The 19,252-nt window shown below is 63.9% G+C and carries 11 protein-coding genes; 10 read left to right on the top strand and 1 reads right to left on the bottom strand.

What is annotated here, in order from left to right; genetic code table 11:
* Nucleotides 1-367 precede the first annotated feature (367 nt).
* Nucleotides 368-865: a hypothetical protein gene (locus tag ACYU70_RS14545; protein ID WP_342298165.1), complete on the top strand. Its 498-nt coding sequence runs from the start codon at nucleotides 368-370 to the stop codon at nucleotides 863-865.
* Between the two features lie 166 nt (nucleotides 866-1,031).
* On the opposite strand, the gene ACYU70_RS14540 is transcribed toward ACYU70_RS14545, so the two are convergent.
* Complete coding sequence (locus tag ACYU70_RS14540; protein WP_342298164.1) at nucleotides 1,032-1,490, bottom strand: BLUF domain-containing protein; 459 nt, start codon at nucleotides 1,488-1,490, stop codon at nucleotides 1,032-1,034.
* Nucleotides 1,491-2,168: 678 nt separating this feature from the next.
* On the opposite strand from ACYU70_RS14540, the gene ACYU70_RS14535 reads away from it, so the two are divergent.
* The 9 genes from ACYU70_RS14535 to ACYU70_RS14495 all read left to right on the top strand — a co-directional run bounded on the left by ACYU70_RS14535 (nucleotide 2,169) and on the right by ACYU70_RS14495 (nucleotide 19,087).
* On the top strand, nucleotides 2,169-3,521 hold the full coding sequence (locus tag ACYU70_RS14535) for an exopolysaccharide biosynthesis polyprenyl glycosylphosphotransferase (protein WP_342298163.1): 1,353 nt from the start codon (nucleotides 2,169-2,171) through the stop codon (nucleotides 3,519-3,521).
* A gap of 183 nt (nucleotides 3,522-3,704) precedes the next feature.
* Nucleotides 3,705-4,475: a WecB/TagA/CpsF family glycosyltransferase gene (locus ACYU70_RS14530; RefSeq protein ID WP_342298162.1), complete on the top strand. Its 771-nt coding sequence runs from the start codon at nucleotides 3,705-3,707 to the stop codon at nucleotides 4,473-4,475.
* 42 nt (nucleotides 4,476-4,517) lie between these two features.
* Nucleotides 4,518-5,411, top strand: coding sequence for a glucose-1-phosphate cytidylyltransferase (gene rfbF, locus ACYU70_RS14525; protein ID WP_342298160.1), 894 nt, complete (start codon nucleotides 4,518-4,520; stop codon nucleotides 5,409-5,411).
* Between the two features lie 163 nt (nucleotides 5,412-5,574).
* Complete coding sequence (locus tag ACYU70_RS14520) at nucleotides 5,575-6,681, top strand: NAD-dependent epimerase/dehydratase family protein (RefSeq protein WP_342298159.1); 1,107 nt, start codon at nucleotides 5,575-5,577, stop codon at nucleotides 6,679-6,681.
* Nucleotides 6,682-6,847: 166 nt separating this feature from the next.
* The gene (gene rfbC, locus ACYU70_RS14515; protein ID WP_342298157.1) at nucleotides 6,848-7,399 is read left to right on the top strand and encodes a dTDP-4-dehydrorhamnose 3,5-epimerase; all 552 of its coding nucleotides are present in this window, start codon (nucleotides 6,848-6,850) and stop codon (nucleotides 7,397-7,399) included.
* Nucleotides 7,400-7,507: 108 nt separating this feature from the next.
* On the top strand, nucleotides 7,508-8,866 hold the full coding sequence (locus ACYU70_RS14510) for an NAD(P)H-dependent oxidoreductase (protein ID WP_342298156.1): 1,359 nt from the start codon (nucleotides 7,508-7,510) through the stop codon (nucleotides 8,864-8,866).
* A 50-nt stretch (nucleotides 8,867-8,916) separates the two neighbouring features.
* Entirely contained in the window at nucleotides 8,917-10,134 is a 1,218-nt protein-coding gene (locus ACYU70_RS14505) for an ATP-grasp domain-containing protein (protein WP_342298155.1), read from the top strand.
* A gap of 116 nt (nucleotides 10,135-10,250) precedes the next feature.
* Nucleotides 10,251-14,570 carry an InlB B-repeat-containing protein gene (locus ACYU70_RS14500; RefSeq protein ID WP_460616033.1) on the top strand — a complete coding sequence of 1,440 codons (4,320 nt, stop codon included), beginning with the start codon at nucleotides 10,251-10,253 and terminating at the stop codon, nucleotides 14,568-14,570.
* 74 nt (nucleotides 14,571-14,644) lie between these two features.
* Nucleotides 14,645-19,087, top strand: a complete 4,443-nt coding sequence (locus ACYU70_RS14495; protein ID WP_342298152.1) for an InlB B-repeat-containing protein — start codon at nucleotides 14,645-14,647, stop codon at nucleotides 19,085-19,087.
* The last annotated feature ends 165 nt before the right edge of the window (nucleotides 19,088-19,252 follow it).

The following is a 19,252-nucleotide window of genomic DNA, read 5'->3' as shown; positions in this document are numbered from 1 at the left end:
GCATGCTACATGCTCCCGGTGAAACTATTCCGGTAGCTGTTCAATAGGAAAAATTGATTTAAAACAAAACCAATATCGAAGTAAACCCAATTAGGGCTGAATTGCCGAATTGCTGGGTTTTATATTTGTAATATGCTGCAATAGAGTGTTTTTATACAAGATTATGCAATGTAATTTTACAAATAGAAAATTCTAATAATAGTCTTTTTCCGCGAATGGCTGAACCAAAACAAAACGGGAAAAGTTAGGCTCCCAAGTATCGGATATAGTCCAGCTGCTGAATTCAAATGCTTGCCCATTAAATAACTATATGTTTCACTATGCAGGCTCCCTCATCGGAGCGGCGTAAACCTCAAAAGTTGTTTGCATGAAAAAAATGCCCCTGTACCTGGGTGTGGCCTTTGCCGCGCTGACCCTCGCCTCCTGCGAAAAAGAGCTTGAGAAAGTAAATAGCTCTCCTTCATCTTCCTCCGCTGCGTCGACGCTGGCCAAACCGGACTTGCTCACAACCGGCACCTGGCGCCAGACCGGCCTCACCGTGAGCACGCCCGGCGAAGGCACGGCCCCCGCTGCTACCTCCGACCTGTTTGCCCAAGCCAAACCTTCTATGCTGGTGCAGAGCGCCGTATATAAGTCGGACGGCACCTACACGCTGCTGCGCGGCCCCCGCGCCGGCAAGCAAACCGCCGAGCCCGTGAGCGGCACTTGGCGTCTGACGGCTTCGGCCGACTCGCTCATCCTCACGCAAGCCGACCGCACCCGCCGCTTCGCCGTGGCCGAGCTGACGGATAACACGCTGCGCCTCACCCATTCGGAAGGCGCTACCGGCAAAGGCTCGGTGTACACCTCGGTGTTCTCGCGCTAAGCACACCAACTTCCTTCCTGGGCATGCTGCACCGCCCGGCCACTTTGGCCGGGCGGTGTTTTTTTTGGCCGGTGGGCACGTAGCGCGAACTGTTAGTTCGCGCCTCCGAACGACACCCGAACGATTTTAACGGCGCTAAGCAGCGCGAACTAACAGTTCGCGCTGCTTAGCGCCGGCTGCCAATCATGCTTTCGGCTAGGGGGCTGTCGTCGTAGCCCGCCGTGAAGTCCAGGAGCAGGCGCTTGAGTTCGGGCGGGGCCTGGGGCAGGTTGCTCACGCGGAAGTAGGCCGCGCTGGGGGCCAGGTAGCCCGGCAGCGCCAGCGGCCCCGTGCCCGAGCGAAAACTCATGCTCCAGTCCGGGAACATGGGCGTGGTGCTGGGGCCTTCGCTGAGCACCACGAGGTGCTCGTGGCGCGGGTCGGCGGCAATGCGGTGGTAGTAGAGGTGCTGCACGGCCCCCTTTTCGCCTTCCAATAGCTGCAGGAACTGGCCGTTGGGGGCGTGCAGCAGAATGCCGGTGATGCCCCGGGCAGCGTTGTACGCACGGGATTTCTGCAGCAGCTCCAGCAGTTCCGACAGGCTGAAGCTGGCCAGGGCCAGGCTCTGGTATAGAAGGTGATACAAGCCCATGATGGGGAAGCAACTGAGACCGCGGCGGCGGCTGTAAGAAATACGAACGGGAGACTTGCCCAAAAAAGGCCGTTGATGGCTGCCAGCGGCGCTGGCAGTGGTGGCGCGGATAGCCATCGACAGCCAGTGGGGCACGAAGTAAGCCAGACTGCTGCATACTGTGGGTATAGTAGAAGAGCTACAAGTACTTATAATGTGAATGTTTTCAAATATACATATAATTTTTTATATTACATATTGCATATTAATTTGATTCAAAAAAGACGATATACTGCGGGGTATACTATATGGCAGAGATGGTGCGGCAAACCCAGCGCCAACCATGGCCCGCCAGCGACCATGACGATTACTGAGGACGGGCGTGCATAGCACAACCACAGGCTGATAGGAGAATAATAGAACAGAATTGGCGCATTATTTAATATATTAAATAATGAATATTTAAAACTTTAATGTCTTGTAATTCAGTTGTAATGCTTGTGATTATTTCAGTAAACAAAATAACTCAACAAATATTTAATCATATTAAATATTGATAATTAAATATTAAGTGCATAACTTACTCCTGTATTCATCCCGCGGCAGATGCTTGCGGGATGCAGTAAGCAACTTGTTACTTCCTGAGCTATGGAGCGCTATGTGCGATACTCGGATACTTCCCGTTTTATTCTGATGGCTGTGGACGGGGGCCTTATCTGGCTGGCCTTCCATATGGCCGAGTTTGTGGTGTGGCACTCGTGGTCGATGAAGGGCGAAACGCCCTTTTTCATCATCACGTTTGCGCTGCTGTGGTGGCTGCTCTCGCGGCAGTATGCCAACGTGTACCGGCTCGACCGGCGCATTTCGTATGGCGAGAAGCTGCGGCACCTGCTGAAAGCCTTTCTGCTGCACGGCGTGCTGGTGGTGGGCACGGTGGTGGCGCTGCGCATCAATTACCTCTCGACGCGCTACCTGGCGGCCATTTACGGCTTTGCGGTGGCGGCCGTGGTGGTGGGCCGCTTTGCGGTCACGTTTAGCTACCGCGCCTGGCTGCGGTACTTCGCCCAGGCCCACAACCGCTTTGTGATAGTGGGGGCCAGCCAGAGCGGGCAGGAGTTGTACCACGCCCTCACGGCCGATGATTCGGGCGCGTACCAGTTCAAGGGCTTTTTTGCCGATGAGGCGCTTCCCACCAACCTGCGCGGCCTGCGGCGCGGCGCCGTGACGGACCTGATGAACTACTGCCTGAGCACGCCGGTGGACGAAATCTACTACGCGCTGCCGCTGGACAGGCACGATTTGATTGAGGAGCTGTCGCGCTTCGCGGAGGACCATTTCCTGGCCTTCCGCATCGTGCCCGACTACCAGGGCACGGTGGGCAAGGATGTGGGCGTGTATTTCCACGACCACCTGCCCATCCTCATGGTGCGACAGGAGCCGCTGGGTTTCCGCACCAATCAGGTGCTGAAACGGGCGTTCGACCTGGGGTTTTCGCTGTTCGTGATTCTGGGGCTGTTTCCCATCATTCTGCCGGTACTGGCGGTGCTCATTAAGCTCGATTCGCCGGGGCCGGTGTTCTTTAAGCAGATGCGGCCGGGCAAGCGTAACAAGCTGTTTCCGTGCTACAAGCTGCGCACCATGCGCGCCGACCACCGCCAGACCGAGCTGCAAGCCACCAAGGCCGACCCCCGGGTAACGCGGGTGGGCAAGTACCTGCGCAAGTACAATCTGGACGAGCTGCCGCAGTTCTTCAACGTGCTGCTGGGGCATATGTCGGTGGTGGGGCCGCGGCCCAACATGGTGTCGCAGCTGGAGGAATACTCCAAGCGCGGCCGCACCTACCAGCTGCGCCACGCCGTGACACCCGGCATCACGGGCTATGCGCAGGTGAACGGCTTCCGGGGCGAAACCCGCGCCCCCAACGCCATGGAAAAGCGCGTGGAATACGACCTGAAATACGTGCAGAACTGGTCGTTCGGGCTCGATTTGCAAATCATCGGCAAAACCGTGCGGAACATGGTGCGCGGCGAGGAGAATGCCTATTGAGTGACTAGAACGAAGCAGTTAGAACAGTCACGCTGATTAGTAGAACGTCATGCTGAGCGCAGTCGAAGCATCTCTACCGCACTCAGTAATCAATGCCGACTCAACGAAGCGGTAGAGATGCTTCGACTACGCTCAGCATGACCGTTCTGAGTTCAGCCCACCAATCCACCAACCAAACCCACCATGCTACCCAAACACGCTGTCTTGCACGCCAACATCTCGACGGGGCGCACCGCTGATTTCGTCGATACCATTCTGGAATTGGGCGCGGCGCGCACCTCGGCCTACGTGTGCTTTGCCAACGTGCACATGCTGGTGGAAGCCGAGCGCAACGCCGAGTTCCGGCAGATTGTGAACAATGCCGCCGTAGCCGCGCCCGATGGTAGCCCGGTGGCGGCGGCGGTGCGCTGGTTTCGGGGGCCGGCGCAGGAGCGCATGGCGGGCATGGACCTGCTGCCTGAGCTGCTGCGCCACGCCGCCGAGCGGGGCCAGTCGGTGTACTTCTACGGCACTACCGATGACGTTTTGCAGGCCATGGTGTGGCGGGCGCGCTGGGAATTGCCCGCGCTGCGGGTGGTGGGGGCATATGCGCCGCCGTTCCGCCCGCTCACGGCTGAGGAGGACGCCGACGAGGTGGCGGCCATCAACGCGGCCGACCCGGACTTGCTGTTTGTGGCGCTGGGCTGCCCGCGCCAGGAGCGCTGGATGGCGGCCCACCAGGGGCGCATTGGGGCGTGCATGCTGGGGGTGGGGCAGGCCTTCCGGGTGTATGCCGGAATGGAGCCGCGCCTGCCGGCGTGGGCCCGCAAGCTGTGGCTGGAATGGGCCTTCCGGCTGTGGCAGGAGCCGCGCCGCCTGGCCCGCCGCTACTTCGTCACCAACACCCGCTTCGTGTACCTGATGGCCCGCGCCACGCTCGAAAACCTGGCCGGCTGGCTGCCGGCCGTGGCCTGAATGGGCCGCTTTTTAGTCGATTTCATCCCAACCTTTTTTCACATGAAAGCAGTGATACTAGCGGGCGGCTACGGCACCCGAATCAGCGAGGAAAGCGGCGTACGGCCCAAGCCCATGGTCGAAATCGGCGGCAAGCCTATTCTGTGGCACATCATGAAGATTTATGCCCACCACGGCATCACCGATTTCGTGATTTGCTGCGGCTACAAGGGCCACATGATTAAGCAGTATTTCTCCGATTATTTCCTGCTGAACTCGGACGTGACCTTCCGGATGGACCGCAACGAGATGCAGATTCACCGCAACAACGCCGAGCCCTGGACCGTGACGCTGGTGGACACCGGCCTGGAAACCATGACCGGTGGCCGCCTGCGCCGCGTGCAGAAATACCTTGACAACGAGACGTTTTGCCTGACTTACGGCGACGGCGTGAGCAACGTCGACATCGCGGCCAGCATCGAATACCACCGTTCGCAGGGCGTATTGGCCACCCTCACGGCGGTGCGGCAGCCGGGCCGCTTCGGGGTGTTCAACCTGAGCGACGGCGACAGCCACGTGAGCAACTTCATGGAGAAGCCCGAGGGCGGCGAAACGCCCTGGATTAACGGCGGCTTTTTCGTGCTGGAGCCGGGTATTTTCGACTACCTCGACCACGACCAGACGGTGTGGGAAAAGGCCCCGCTGGAGCGCCTGGCCGCCGCCGGGCAGCTGGCCGCCTACCGCCACGCCGGCTTCTGGCAGCCCATGGACACGCTGCGCGACCGCAACATGCTGGAGGAACTCTGGCAGGCTGGCAAGGCCGAATGGAAGCTCTGGGACCAGATTCCCGCCGCTCCCGTGACAGTGCCCGAACTCGAAACCATCCTGACTACGCCGCTGGCCGCGCCGGCCGGGCGCGGCCGCGCGGCCACTACCAAACTTATGCCCAGCGACTGAAAACAACCACCCCGAACGCCTTGCCGAGCGCCGCTGGCGCATTGCCGCAGCTCCGCTGAGATAGAACGGAGCCCCTTCCCACGGCCGCAATGAGTTGGCGCGCCCGGCATGGCATTCTGGTTGATTGATGGCTGTATAAACCTCACTTCTAATGGAATCTCCTATGAAACCCTCCCGCATACTCATCACCGGCAACATGGGCTACGTGGGGCCCGGCGTGGTGCGCCACCTCCGACAGACGTACCCCAACGCGGAGCTGATTGGCTACGACATGGGATTTTTCGCCCATTGCCTCACCGGGGCCACGCGCCTGCCCGAGTCGCGGCTCGACCGCCAGGTGTTTGGCGACGTGCGGACGCTGCCCTCGGGCCTGCTGGCCGGCGTGGATGCCGTAGTGCACCTGGCCGCCATCTCCAACGACCCCATGGGCACGGCCTACGAGGGCGTGACGATGGACGTGAACTACCGCGCCGGCATCGCGCTGGCCAAGCGCGCCAAAACCTACGGCGTGAAAAGCTTCGTGTTTGCCAGCTCATGCAGCATGTATGGGCTGGGCGGCGAGGACGCCAAAACCGAAACCTCCACCCTGAATCCGCTCACGGCCTACGCCCGCTCCAAGGTGAGCAGTGAGCGCGACCTGGCTCCGCTGGCCGATGCGAACTTCCGGGTGACCTGCCTGCGCTTCGCCACAGCCTGCGGCTGGAGCGACCGCCTGCGCCTCGACCTGGTGCTGAACGACTTCGTGGCCGGCGCGGTGGCCACCCGCGAAATCAGCATCCTGAGCGACGGCACGCCCTGGCGGCCCCTCATTCATGTGCTGGACATGGCCCGCGCCATCGGCTGGGCCGTGACGCGCGAGGCCAGCAACGGCGGGGCCTTCGTGGCCGTGAACGCCGGGGCCAACAACTGGAACTACCGCGTGCGCGAGCTGGCCGAAGCTGTGGCCGCCGCCATCCCCGGCACCCAGGTGCGCCTCAACCCCGACGCCGCGCCCGACCTGCGCTCGTATCGCGTCGACTTCAGCCTGTTCCGTCGCCTCGCGCCCGACTGCCAGCCCATTCACACCCTGGCCGATACCATCAGTGAGCTCCAGCGCAAGCTGCTGGAAATGGGCTTCCGCGACCCCAATTTCCGCGCCTCCCGGCTGATGCGGCTGCGCGTGCTGGCCGCCCTGCGCGAGCAGGATGAGCTGACCGAGGACCTGACCTGGGCTGCTGGCCCGGCCAAAGCGGCCGTGCCGCTGTACCGGCCGGAGCTTGTGGTAGTCTGAGCTTCGACTGTCATCCTGAGCTTGCGAAGGACCTTATCAACGAAGAAAAGCTCGCAGTAATTCAATCGGCGCAGCCGTGATAAGGTCCTTCGCAAGCTCAGGATGACAGACGTTAAACCAATACCCAGCCGCCAAAAATCAACCCTTCAACCTTACCCTTAATGCGATGAAATTTACCGAAACTGCCCTTGCAGGGGCCTTCATTATCGACGTGGACCGGCTGAGCGATGAGCGCGGCTTTTTTGCCCGCTCTTGGTGCGAAGACGAGTTTGCCGCCCACGGCATTGCCATGCCGCCGCAGCAGGCCAACCTGTCCTTCAACCCGCGCCGGGGCACACTGCGCGGCATGCACTACCAGTTGCCTCCCTACGAGGAAACCAAGCTGGTGCGCTGCACCCGGGGCGCGATTCTGGACGTGATAGTGGACCTGCGCGAGGAGTCGCCCACCTTCGGCAAGTGGATAGGAGTGGAGCTGAACGCCAATAACTACCGGATGCTATTCGTGCCCGGCCGCTTCGCCCACGGCTTCCTCACCCTCGAAGACAACACCGACGTGTGCTACCAGGTGTCGGCCAAGTACACGCCCGGGGCCGAGCGCGGCCTGCGCTGGGACGACCCCGCTATTGGCATCCGCTGGCCTTTTCAGCCCTTGCTCATTTCGGCGAAAGACCAGGCTCATCCCGATTTCCAGGGGCTGGCCGTGCCAATGGTAATGTAGCGCGGACTCTGTGAGTCCGCGCCCGCCGGAACGATGCTTGGGCCAACCCGGCGCGGACTCTGCGAGTCCGCGCTACTTCTCTGCTTTTCTCATCTTTCTTTCTGCATTATGATACTTGTTGACAATGCCTTAAAGAAGCGCCAGCAATCCGGCCAGCCCATTCGGGTGGGCATGGTGGGCGCGGGTTTTATGGGCCGGGGCGTGGCCCTGCAAATCTGCCGCTACGTGCCCGGCATGGAGCTGGTGGCCATCGCCAACCGCACCATCAGCCAGGCCCGGCGGGCCTACCACGAAGCCGGCGAGCTGGTGACCAGTGAGGTAAGCTCGGTACACGCGCTGGAGGCTTGCATCCAGCGGGGCGAGCGCGCCATCACCGACGATGCGCTGCTGCTGAGCCGCGCCGAGGGCATCGATGCCATCATCGAGGTAACCGGGGCGGTGGAGCACGGCGCGCATGTGGTGCTGGAGGCCATCCGGCACGGCAAGCACGTGGTGCTGCTGAACGCCGAGCTGGACGGCACGGCCGGGGCCATCCTGAAAGTGTATGCTGACCGCGCCGGCGTGGTGTACACCGTGAGCGACGGCGACCAGCCCGGCGTGACCCTCAACCTAGCGCGCTTCGTGCTGGGCCTGGGCGTGAAGCCGGTGCTGTGCGGCAACATCAAAGGCCTGCACGACCCTTACCGCAACCCCACCACGCAGGAGGGCTTTGCGAAGCAGTGGGGCCAGAACCCGAGCATGGTAACCAGCTTCGCCGACGGCAGCAAAATCAGCTTCGAGCAGGCCGTCATCGCCAATGCGCTGGGCATGGAAGTGGCCCGGCGTGGCATGTACGGCCCTACCGTGGCCCCGGGCACGCCCATCAGCAAGGCCGCCGAGTGGTACCCCACGGAGCGCCTGCTGGATGGCGGCCCCGGCATTGTGGACTACGTGGTGGGGGCCGAGCCCGGCCCCGGCGTGTTCATCCTGGGCACGCACGACGACCCCATTCAGCAGCACTACCTCAAGCTGTACAAGCTGGGGCCGGGGCCGTTGTACTGCTTCTACACGCCTTACCACTTGTGCCATTTCGAAACGCCGAATTCGGTGGCGCGGGCGGTGCTCTTTGGCGATGCCTGCCTGGCGCCGGCCGGCGCCCCCAAGGTGGAGGTGATTACGGCCGCCAAAATTGACCTGCGGGCCGGCGACACGCTCGACGGCATCGGCCACTATATGACCTATGGGCTGGCCGAGAATTACACCACTGCCCGCGCCGAAAACCTACTGCCCATTGGCGTGGCCGAGGGCTGCCGCCTGCTGCGCGACATTCCCAAAGACCAGGTGCTGACCTACGGCGATGTGGCGCTGCCCCCCGGCCGCCTCATCGACCAGCTGCGCCGCGAGCAGGAAGTTCATTTCAACCCGCCCGTGCTGGCGGCCACCGCCGAGCCCCTCGTGCCCGCCGATTTCGCCCTGGCCAACCTCTGACTCAACCAAAACTGTCCCTTTCCTTCTAATTACCCCGAAGCCTCGTCGCCATGAATCCCACCCTGGTTGAGTTTCTGAAGCACTCCGACCCGCTACCCACGCGGCAAAATATTCCCGGCACGGCCCCGGCCGCCACGCCGGCCCCGCCCGCCCCACGCCCCGCCACGGCCCCGCTCACGGTGCTGGTGCTGGAGGGCGAGTACCGCCTCACGGGAGCCGTGCTGTTTTGCCTGAGCCGGCAGGCCCGGGTGCGCGTGCATTTGCTGTCGCGCGACAGGCTGAGCCCGTACCGGTTTTCGAGCTACGTGCATTCCTTCCATCTGCTCTCGCCCGATAGCCCGGCGGAGGTGTTCGTGGCCTTCATCCAGAACGCGGCCCGCGCCACCGGGGCCGAAGTGCTGCTGCCCGTGGACGTGGCCGGCATGCGCTTCGTGATTGCGCACCGCACGGCGCTGGCCACGGCCCTGCACCTGCTGCCGCTGCCGGCGGCGGCGTACTACGAAATTGCCACCGACAAGGGCCTGCTGGGCGCGTTTATGCAGGAGCACCGTATTCCCGCGCCCGACACCATCGTGGACATCCGGCACAACCTGGCGGCCAAGCTGGCGAAGTTCGAATTTCCGGTGCTGCTGAAGCCCATTGAGGGTGCCGGCGGCCGGGGCATTGTGCGCTACGCCTCGCCCGAGGCGCTGCTGGCCGCCGTGGCCATGCTGCCCGATAGCAGCCGCTACATCATCCAGAACTGCATCGAGGGCTACGATATTGACTGCAACGTGCTGTACCAGAATGGGCAGCTCATTGCCCATTCCATTCAGAAGGGCCTGGTGGCTACGGGCGACGAATACGCCCCCACCGAAGCCATCGAATTTGTGCACCACGACGCCGTGCTGGCCGTGGTAGACCGCCTGATGAAGGCCCTGCGCTGGAACGGCGTGGCCCACCTCGACCTGCGCTACGACGCCCGCACTCAGGAAATCAAAGTCATCGAAATCAACACCCGCTTCTGGCTCACGGTGGTGGGCTCGGCGCTGGCGGCGGGCGTGAACTTCCCGGTGCTGGCCTGCCAGGTGGCGGCCGGGCGGGCGGTGGTGCCCGCGCCCTTCCGCGAGGGGCGCTACATCCCGTTTGCCAACTACTTCAAGTACCGCTACGGCCGCCGCGTGCGCCGGCCCGATGACGTGCGGTTTTCGCTGCGCGATACCAGCGTGGGCGCTTTTCTGGGCGACCCGCTGACCAAGATTTACCGCTTCCTCACCGACGAGGACTAGGCCCGCCGCCCGGCTGCGGCCGGGCATTGCGGCGGCTATCGATATCCATTCAATTTCTTCATCCACCTCACGCTTATATCCGATGCATTCGCACCAGTTTCGCCATGAAAAGTGTTTTGACTGTTATTTTTTGCGCCTTGCTACTGGTGGGCGGCCAGCCGCTGCGGGGCCAGACGCCGCCCACGGGCTTCACGTCCACCGTCGTTTCCTCGGGCTGGAATGAAGCTGTCGGATTTGCCTTCAATAGCACGGGCAGCAAGATGTTTGTCTGGGAAAGACCGGGCAAAGTTTGGGTGGTGGTGAACGGCCAGCGCCAGCAATTAATTGACATCACCGAAGAAGTAGGGGCCTGGGGCGACCACGGCCTGCTGGGCTTCGCGCTCGACCCCAACTTCAACACCAACGGCTACATGTACCTGATGTACGTGGTGGACCGGCACTACCTGCTGAACTTCGGCACGGCCAACTATGACCCCGCTGCCAACGACTATTTCAGCGCTACCATTGGGCGCATCACGCGCTACACGGCCACGCCGGCCGGCACGGGCTACACCGTGAACCCCGCCAGCCGCAAAATCCTGCTCGGGGCCACCAAAACCACGGGCATTCCCTCGACCCACGACGGCCACTGCACCGGCTCGCTGGTGTTTGGCACCGATGGCACCTTACTCGTATCAACCGGTGACGGGGCCCACTGGGCGCCGGATTTAGGCAGCTACAACGAAACCTACTACGCGGAGGCGCTCGCCGATGGCATCATCTCCGCCAAGGAAAACGTGGGCGCCCTGCGCGCCCAGCTGGTAGACTGCCTAAGTGGTAAAATCCTGCGCCTGGACCCTGCCACCGGCAACGGCGTGCCCAGCAACCCCTATTATGACGCGGCCAATCCCAGCGCCCCCCGCTCCCGGGTGTGGGCCCTGGGCCTGCGCACGCCCTTCCGCATGAGCCTGCGGCCCGGTACCGGCAGCCCCGACCCCGCCGCTGCCAACCCCGGCACGCTCTACGTGGGCGTGGTGGGGGCCTCCACCTGGGAAGAAGTATCGGTGGTGGACCGGCCCCGCGTGAACCTGGGCTGGCCGCTGTTCGAGGGCCTGACGCCCTATTCGGCATTCACCAATTCGAACGTGTACAACCGCGACGCGCCCAACCCGCTCTACAACACGGGCGGCTGCACCCAGCAGTTTTTCTACTTCCAGGACCTCATCAAACCGGCCACGCCCACGGGCACGGCCACGTTCCCCAACCCGTGCAATACCTCGCAAACGATTCCGGCCAGCATTCCCACCTTCGTGCACACCCGGCCGCTCATCGACTGGGCGCATAACCTGAGCGGGCCGGCGCGCACGGGCACTTTCAGCGGCAGCACGCCTACTACCATTAATATCGGGGCGGCGGGCTCGCCGGTGAGCGGGCCGCAGTTTGGGGGGAATTCGGTGACGGGCGGGGTTTTTTATCCCTACAGCGACTTTCCGGCCCCGTATGCCAACTCGTATTTCTTCGGGGATTACGTGGGCGGCTGGATTCGGAACATGACCGTGAACAGCAGCAACCAGCCCAGTGCCGTGCGCAATTTCGTGGACAGCGGGGCCGTGCCGGTGTTTTTCGGCACCAGCCCGGGCGAAACGGGGCTGTTTTACGTCAACTTCTACCCTTCGGAAATCCGCAAAATCAGCTACGTCACCAGCAGCAGTCCGCCGGTGGCGGTGGCTACTTCCAACAAAACCTACGGCCCCGGCCCGCTCGCGGTGCAGTTCACGGGTAGCAACTCGACCGACCCCAACGGCAGCGCGCTGACTTACCGGTGGAATTTTGGCGACGGCACCGCCACCAGCTCGGCGGCCAATCCCAGCCACACGTTTTCGCCGCCTACCTCGGCCGTCACCAACTACACCGTGACGCTGACGGTGACCAACCCACAGGGCCTGACCAATCAGGCTTCGCTGATGATTTCGGTGAATAACACGCCGCCGCAGGTCACCATCACCAGCCCGGCCGCCGGCACGCTGTACCCGCTCACGGGCACCACCACCTACCAGCTGCGGGCCACCGTGACGGATGCCGAGCAGAGCGGCCACCTGCTTGCTTACAAGTGGCAAACGGTGCTGCACCACCTCACGCACCAGCACCCCGACCCGGTGGACACCACCCGGCAAACCAGTACCATCATCGGCCCCTACGGCTGCGGGGCCGAAGCCTACTACTACACCATCTCGCTGACCGTGACCGATGCCGGGGGCCTCGCCACCACCCAGCAAGTGCGCCTCGACCCTGATTGCACCACGCCCAGCTTCACGCTGGTGGATGCCGACGCCGCCACTGACGCCGATATTCAGCCCCTGACCAACGGTGCCATTCTGGACCTGGCCGCCCTGCCCACCCGCCGCCTGAACATCCGGGCCAATGCCGACCCGGCCACCACCGGGAGCGTCGTGTTCTCCCTCACCGGCCCGCAAACCCAGGCCGTGACCGATAACGCAGCCCCATTTGCGCTGTTTCTGGACGTGAACGGCGACTATAACTCCTGGACGCCGCCGGTGGGCAACTACCAGCTCACGGCCACGGGCTACAGCGGGGCCAATGGCAGCGGCACGGCCCGCGCGCCCCTCACCATCAACTTCACGGTGACGGATTCCGGGGCTCCCACTACCTACACGCTCACCACGGCCACCGTGGGCAGCGGCACCGTGACGAAAAACCCGAACACCGCCACCTACGCCAGTGGCAGCGCCGTGACGCTCACGGCCGCGCCGGCCGCCGGCTTCGCCTTCACGGGCTGGAGCGGCGATGCCAGCGGCACCACCAATCCCTTGTCGGTGACGATGAACGGGAATAAGAACATCACCGCCACCTTCACGGCTACCTCGGGTGGCAGCTACACCTTCTACCGGGCCATCAACTTGGGCGGGCCGGCCCTCACGCTGGACGGCAACGCCTGGGGCGGCTCCACGGCGGCCAACTATTCTACCAACGGCTCGGCTTTTGAGAATCAAGCCGTGCCACTGATTCCGGCCACCGACGCCACGCGGGCGGGCATGATTCGGGCGGCCGTCTTCGGGCCCAATCTGAGCGTGACGCTCTCGGCCGTGCCAGCTGGCACTTATCAGGCCTACCTCTACGTGTGGGAGGATAACAACCCCGAGGTCATTAATCTGTCGCTGAACGGGCAGAGCGTGCGCGCCAACTACAGTACCGGCCCGGCCGGCACCTGGGCGCGGCTCGGGCCCTACAACGTGACGCTGGCGGCCACGGGCAGCGTGGCGTTCACCAGCACCGGCGGCTGGCCCAATTTCTCGGGCGTCGAGCTCTGGCAGCAAACCGGCGGCACCCCTACCACCTACACGCTCACCACGGCCGTGGTGGGCAGCGGCACCGTGACGAAAAACCCGAACACCGCCACCTACGCCAGTGGCAGCACCGTGACGCTCACGGCTGCGCCGGCTGCCGGTTTCACCTTCAGCGGCTGGAGCGGCGATGCCACGGGTACCGCTAATCCCTTGTCGGTAACGATGAATGGGAATAAGAACATCACCGCCACCTTCACCGCCACGACCACGACGAATTACACCCTGACGGTGAACACCGTGGGCACGGGTTCGGTGACGAAGAACCCGAACGCGGCCAGCTACGCCAGCGGCAGCACCGTGACGCTCACGGCCGCACCAGGGGCCGGCTTCGCCTTCACGGGCTGGAGCGGCGATGCCTCGGGCAGCACCAATCCGCTAACCATCACGATGACGGCCAACAAGACCATTACGGCCACCTTCACGGCCACCAGCGGCGGGCAGCAGCTCAGCGGCTTCGTGCTGGTGAACGCCAGCACCGGCACCGACATCCAGGCCCTTACGGCCGGTTCTACGCTGAATTTAACCACGCTGCCCTCGCGCAGCCTCAACGTGCGGGCCACCACCAGCCCGGCCACCGTGGGCAGCGTCGTGTTTGCCCTGAGCGGCACGCAAACCTGGAACCAGACCGAGTCGGTGGCCCCGTATGCGCTGTTTGGCGATAACGGGGCGGGGACTTATAACCCCTGGACTCCCGCGGTGGGCAGCTACACGCTCACGGCCCGGCCCTACACCAGCGGCGGGGGCGGCGGCACGGCCGGCACCCCGCTCACCATCACCTTCAGCGTGACCGATGCCGCCGCACGGGTGGCCGCCGCTTCCCTCAGCTCCGGCCTGGCCCTGGCTCCGGCCGAAGCTTACCCGAACCCCTCGCCCAACGGGCGCTTCCACCTGCTGCTGCCCGCCGACTTCACCGGCGAGGTGCGCTACCGGCTGATTTCGGCCCTGGGCCAGACGCTGGCCCGCGGCACGCTGCCGGCCGGAACCCGCGCGGCCGAGCTGGATTTCACCCAGCCGCTCTCGGGCACCAGCCTGAGCTACCTGCTGCTGGAGGATGGCCGCCACGCTGCCCAGCTCAAGCTCCTGCGGCAGTAACCTCCCCGGCCCTGGCCGACCCGACCGTTCTTTTTCGTCCCATCTCTTTTCTGCAAACCTATTCTCCCAAGCCCATGAAATCTTCGCTAACCTGTTTCCTGCTGGCGTTTTTGCTGGCTTGCTGTTGCGGCCGGGTGCAGGCCCAGACGCCTCCCGCGGGCTTCACGTCCACCACCGTATCCTCGGGCTGGAACGAGGCGGTGGGGCTGACTTTCAATAGCAGCGGCAGCAAAATGTTTGTCTGGGAGCGGCCCGGCAAAGTGTGGGTGGTGGTGAACGGCCAGCGCCAGCAGCTGCTCGACATCACCGAAGAGGTGGGGGCTTGGGAAGACCAGGGCCTGCTGGGCTTCGCGCTCGACCCCAACTTCGACACCAACGGCTACATGTACCTGCTCTACGTGGTGGACCGGCACTACCTCATGAACTTCGGCACGGCCAGCTACAGCTCTACCACCAACGACTACTATAGCGCCACCATTGGGCGGCTCACGCGCTACACGGCCACGCCCAGCGGCACGAGCTACACGGTGAACCCCGCCAGCCGCAAAATCCTGATTGGGTCGAGCAAAACCAACGGCATCCCGTCCACCTTCAACGGCCACGTCACGGCGGCCCTGCAGTTCGGCACCGATGGCACGCTGCTGGTAGCCACCGGCGACGGCGCCCACCCGTACCCCGATTTCGGGGCCTGGACGGCCACCTACGCGCCCCAGGCCCTGGCCGATGGCATCATCAAAGCGAAGGAGGACGTGGGTTCGCTGCGCTCGCAACTCGTGGATTGCTACAACGGCAAAATCCTGCGCATCGACCCCAGCAACGGCAATGGCATCGCCAGCAACCCGTATTACGACGCGGCCAACCCCGGTGCGCCCCGCTCCAAAGTGTGGGCGCTGGGCTTCCGCAACCCGTTTCGGATGACGCTGAAGCCTGGCACCGGCAGCACCGACCCCTCGGTGGGCAGCCCCGGCACCATTTACCTGGGCGACGTGGGCGCGGCCAGCTGGGAGGAAGTGGACGTGGTGACCGGCCCGCGCCAGAATTTTGGCTGGCCCTTGTTCGAAGGCCTCACGCCCTACGACGCCTTCACCACCTCGAACGTGTACAACCGCGACGCGCCCAACCCGCTCTACAACGTGGGCGGCTGCACCAAGCAGTTTTTCTATTTCCAGGACCTTATCAAGCAGGCCACGCCCACGGGCACGGCCACGTTCCCCAACTCCTGCAATACGGGCCAGACCGTGCCGAGCAGCATTCCCACCTTCGTGCACGTCCGGCCGCTCATTGATTGGGGGCACGGCACGGGGCCGTCGCGCACGGGCACGTTCAGCGGCAGCACGGCTACTACGGCCAATCTTGGCGCGGCCGGCTCGCCGGTGACGGGCTCGCAGTTTGGGGGCAGCGCGTCTACGGGCGGGGTGTTTTATCCTTACACCGATTTCCCGCTGCAGTACCGGAATACCTATTTTTTTGGCGATTACGTGGGCGGCTGGATTAAAAACCTGACCGTGAACAGCAGCAACCAGCCCAGCGCGGTGGGCGACTTCGTGCCCAGTGGGGCCGTGCCGGTGGCCTTCGCCACCAGCCCCGGCGAAACGGGCTTGTTCTACGTCAATTTTTACCCTTCGGAAATCCGCAAAATCAGCTACGTGACCACGGCCAGCCCGCCGGTGGCGGTGGCTACTGCCAACAAAACCTACGGCCCCGGCCCGCTCGCGGTGCAGTTCACGGGCAGCAACTCGACCGACCCCAACGGCAGCGCGCTGACTTACCGCTGGGATTTTGGCGATGGCACCGCCACCAGCTCGGCGGCCAACCCCAGCCACACGTTTTCGCCGCCCACCTCGGCCGTCACGCAATACACCGTGAAGCTCACCGTGACCAATGCCCAGGGCCTGAGCAACCAGACCACGCTGCTGATTTCGGTGAATAACACGCCGCCGCAGGTCACCATCACCAGCCCGGCCGCCGGCACGCTGTACCCGCTCACCAGCAACACCACCTACCAGCTGCGGGCCACCGTGACCGATGCCGAGCAGAGCGGCCACCTGCTCAGCTACCAGTGGCAGACCATATTGCACCACGCCAGCCACGAGCACCCCGACCCCGTGGACACCACCCGCCAAACCAGCACTACCATCGTGCCCTACGGCTGCGGGGCCGAAACCTACTACTATCGCATCGTGCTCACCGTGACCGATGCCGGCGGCCTGGCCACCACCCGGGAAGTGCGCCTCGACCCCGACTGCAACGCCACCAGCTTCACGCTCGTGGATGCCGATGCCGACGTGGACATTCAGGCCCTCACCAACGGGGCTATTCTGAACCTGGCCACCCTGCCCACCCGCAACCTCAACATCCGGGCTAATGCCAATGCCAGCACCACCGGCAGCGTGGTCTTTGCCCTGAGCGGAGCCCAATCCCGCAGCCAGACCGAATCGGTAGCGCCCTACGCGCTGTTTTCGGACAATGGCGGCGATTACAACCCCTGGACGCCGCCCGTGGGCAACTATTCGCTGCTGGCCACGCCCTACTCGGGCAGCGGCGGCACGGGCACGCCGGGCGCGGCGCTGTCCATCAGCTTTTCGGTGACGGATACCGGCACGCCGGGGCCGTTCACGCTCACCACGGCCGTGTTTGGCAGCGGCACCATTGCCAAAAGCCCGGACCAGGCCACCTACGCCAACGGCAGCACCGTGACGCTCACGGCCACGCCGGCGGCGGGCTTCGCCTTCACGGGTTGGAGCGGCGGGGCCACGGGCACCACCAACCCGCTCACGGTGACCATGAATGCCAATAAGAACATCACGGCCACCTTCACTTCTACTTCCACGCAGCAGGTCACGAGCTACACGCTGGTAAGTGCCGACAGCAACGCCGACATCCAGACCCTGACGGCCGGCATGACGCTGAACCTGGCCACCCTGCCCACCCGCAACCTGAACATCCGGGCCAACACTAACCCCAGCACCGTGGGCAGCGTGGTCTTTGCCCTGAGCGGAGCCCAAACCCGGAGCCAGACCGAGTCGGTAGCGCCCTACGCGCTGTTTTCGGACAATGGCGGGGCCTACAACCCCTGGACGCCGGTGGTGGGCAGCTACTCGCTCACGGCCACGCCCTTCACGGGGGCCGGGGGTGGTGGCACGGCCGGCACGCCGCTCACGCTGGCCTTCAGCGTGATTGACCAGGCCGCCACCACCTACACCCTCACCACGGCCGTGGTGGGCAGCGGCACGGTGACCAAAAACCCGAACACCGCCACCTACGCCAGCGGCAGCACCGTGACCCTGACGGCCGCGCCGGCTGCCGGCTACGCCTTCACGGGCTGGAGCGGCGATGCCAGCGGCACCACCAACCCGCTCACCGTCACGATGACGGCCAACAAATCCATCACCGCCACCTTCACCGCCACCACTACCTACACGCTCACGGTGAGCACCAGCGGCAGCGGCAGCGTAACCAAAACGCCCAACCAGACCAGCTACGCCAGTGGCACCACGGTCAGCCTCCAGGCCACCCCGGCGTCAGGCTACAAGTTCAATGGCTGGAGCGGGGCCGCCACCGGCACCACCAACCCGCTCACGGTGACGATGAATGCGAACAAAAGCATCACGGCCACCTTCGTGGCAACGACGACCTCCTACACCCTCACCACGGCCGTGACGGGCAGCGGCACGGTGACAAAAAGCCCGAACCAGACCAGCTACCTCAGCGGCACGAGCGTGACGCTGACGGCCACGCCCGCCGCTGGCTATACCTTCTCGGGCTGGAGCGGCGCGGCCACGGGCACCACCAACCCGCTCACCGTCACGATGACGGCCAACAAATCCATCACCGCCACCTTCACGGCCAGCGGCCAGCAGGTGACAAGTCTGGTGCTGGTGAATGCCGACACCGACCTCGACCTGCAACCTCTGGCCACGGGTGCGGTGCTGAACCTGGCCACCCTGCCCACGCCCAACCTCACCATCCGGGCCATCACCAGCCCGGCCACGGTGGGCAGCGTGCTCTTCGTGCTGAGCGGGACGCAGTCCGTCAATCACAATGAAAACCTGGCTCCCTACGCCCTGTTTGCCGATTCCAACGGCGACTTCAACCCCTGGAGCCCGGCCATTGCCCTGGGCAGCTACACCCTCACCGCCACGCCCTACTCCGCCGCCGACAATGGCGGCACGGCCGGGACTCCGCTCAGCATCAGCTTCACGGTGACCAACCAGGCGGCCCGCGTGGCGGCCGCGACAGCGGCCTCGTCCACCAAGGCAAGCCTGAGTCAGGCCGCCGCCTACCCCAACCCCTCCGCCGACGGCCGCTACTCCCTGCGCCTGCCCGATGCCTTGCAGGGCGCGGTGCGCTACCGCCTGCTCACGGCGCTGGGGGCCACCGTGGCCACCGGCACCCTCCCGGCCGATGCCCCGGTGCAGCGCCTCGATTTCTCGCATGAAATCAACGCGGCCGGGCTCTATTATCTGCTGCTCGAAAACGACCACGCTGCCGCCCGGCTCAAGCTGCTGCGCCAGTAGGGGCTGAGTGAGCCGCCCTGTCATTCCGACGCAGGAGGAGTCTGAGGAAAACCGTTAGGCGAATTTCCTCAGATTCCTCCTGCGTCGGAATGACAGGGCGGCTGGTTGAATAGGCTTTCCCCTCGTGGCCCGGACCGGTCCGCGAGGGCTTTTTCCGACCCGTTT

The organism is Hymenobacter segetis (assembly GCF_054776495.1).
This window is presented reverse-complemented; position numbering and strand designations above follow the sequence as displayed.

Bases quoted from the DNA above. Each gene is read 5' to 3' on its own strand.
- ACYU70_RS14545 (WP_342298165.1), top strand. From the start codon at position 368: ATGAAAAAAATGCCCCTGTACCTGGGTGTGGCCTTTGCCGCGCTGACC.
- ACYU70_RS14535 (WP_342298163.1), top strand. From the start codon at position 2,169: ATGGCTGTGGACGGGGGCCTTATCTGGCTGGCCTTCCATATGGCCGAG.
- ACYU70_RS14530 (WP_342298162.1), top strand. From the start codon at position 3,705: ATGCTACCCAAACACGCTGTCTTGCACGCCAACATCTCGACGGGGCGC.
- rfbF (WP_342298160.1), top strand. From the start codon at position 4,518: ATGAAAGCAGTGATACTAGCGGGCGGCTACGGCACCCGAATCAGCGAG.
- ACYU70_RS14520 (WP_342298159.1), top strand. From the start codon at position 5,575: ATGAAACCCTCCCGCATACTCATCACCGGCAACATGGGCTACGTGGGG.
- rfbC (WP_342298157.1), top strand. From the start codon at position 6,848: ATGAAATTTACCGAAACTGCCCTTGCAGGGGCCTTCATTATCGACGTG.
- ACYU70_RS14510 (WP_342298156.1), top strand. From the start codon at position 7,508: ATGATACTTGTTGACAATGCCTTAAAGAAGCGCCAGCAATCCGGCCAG.
- ACYU70_RS14505 (WP_342298155.1), top strand. From the start codon at position 8,917: ATGAATCCCACCCTGGTTGAGTTTCTGAAGCACTCCGACCCGCTACCC.
- ACYU70_RS14495 (WP_342298152.1), top strand. From the start codon at position 14,645: ATGAAATCTTCGCTAACCTGTTTCCTGCTGGCGTTTTTGCTGGCTTGC.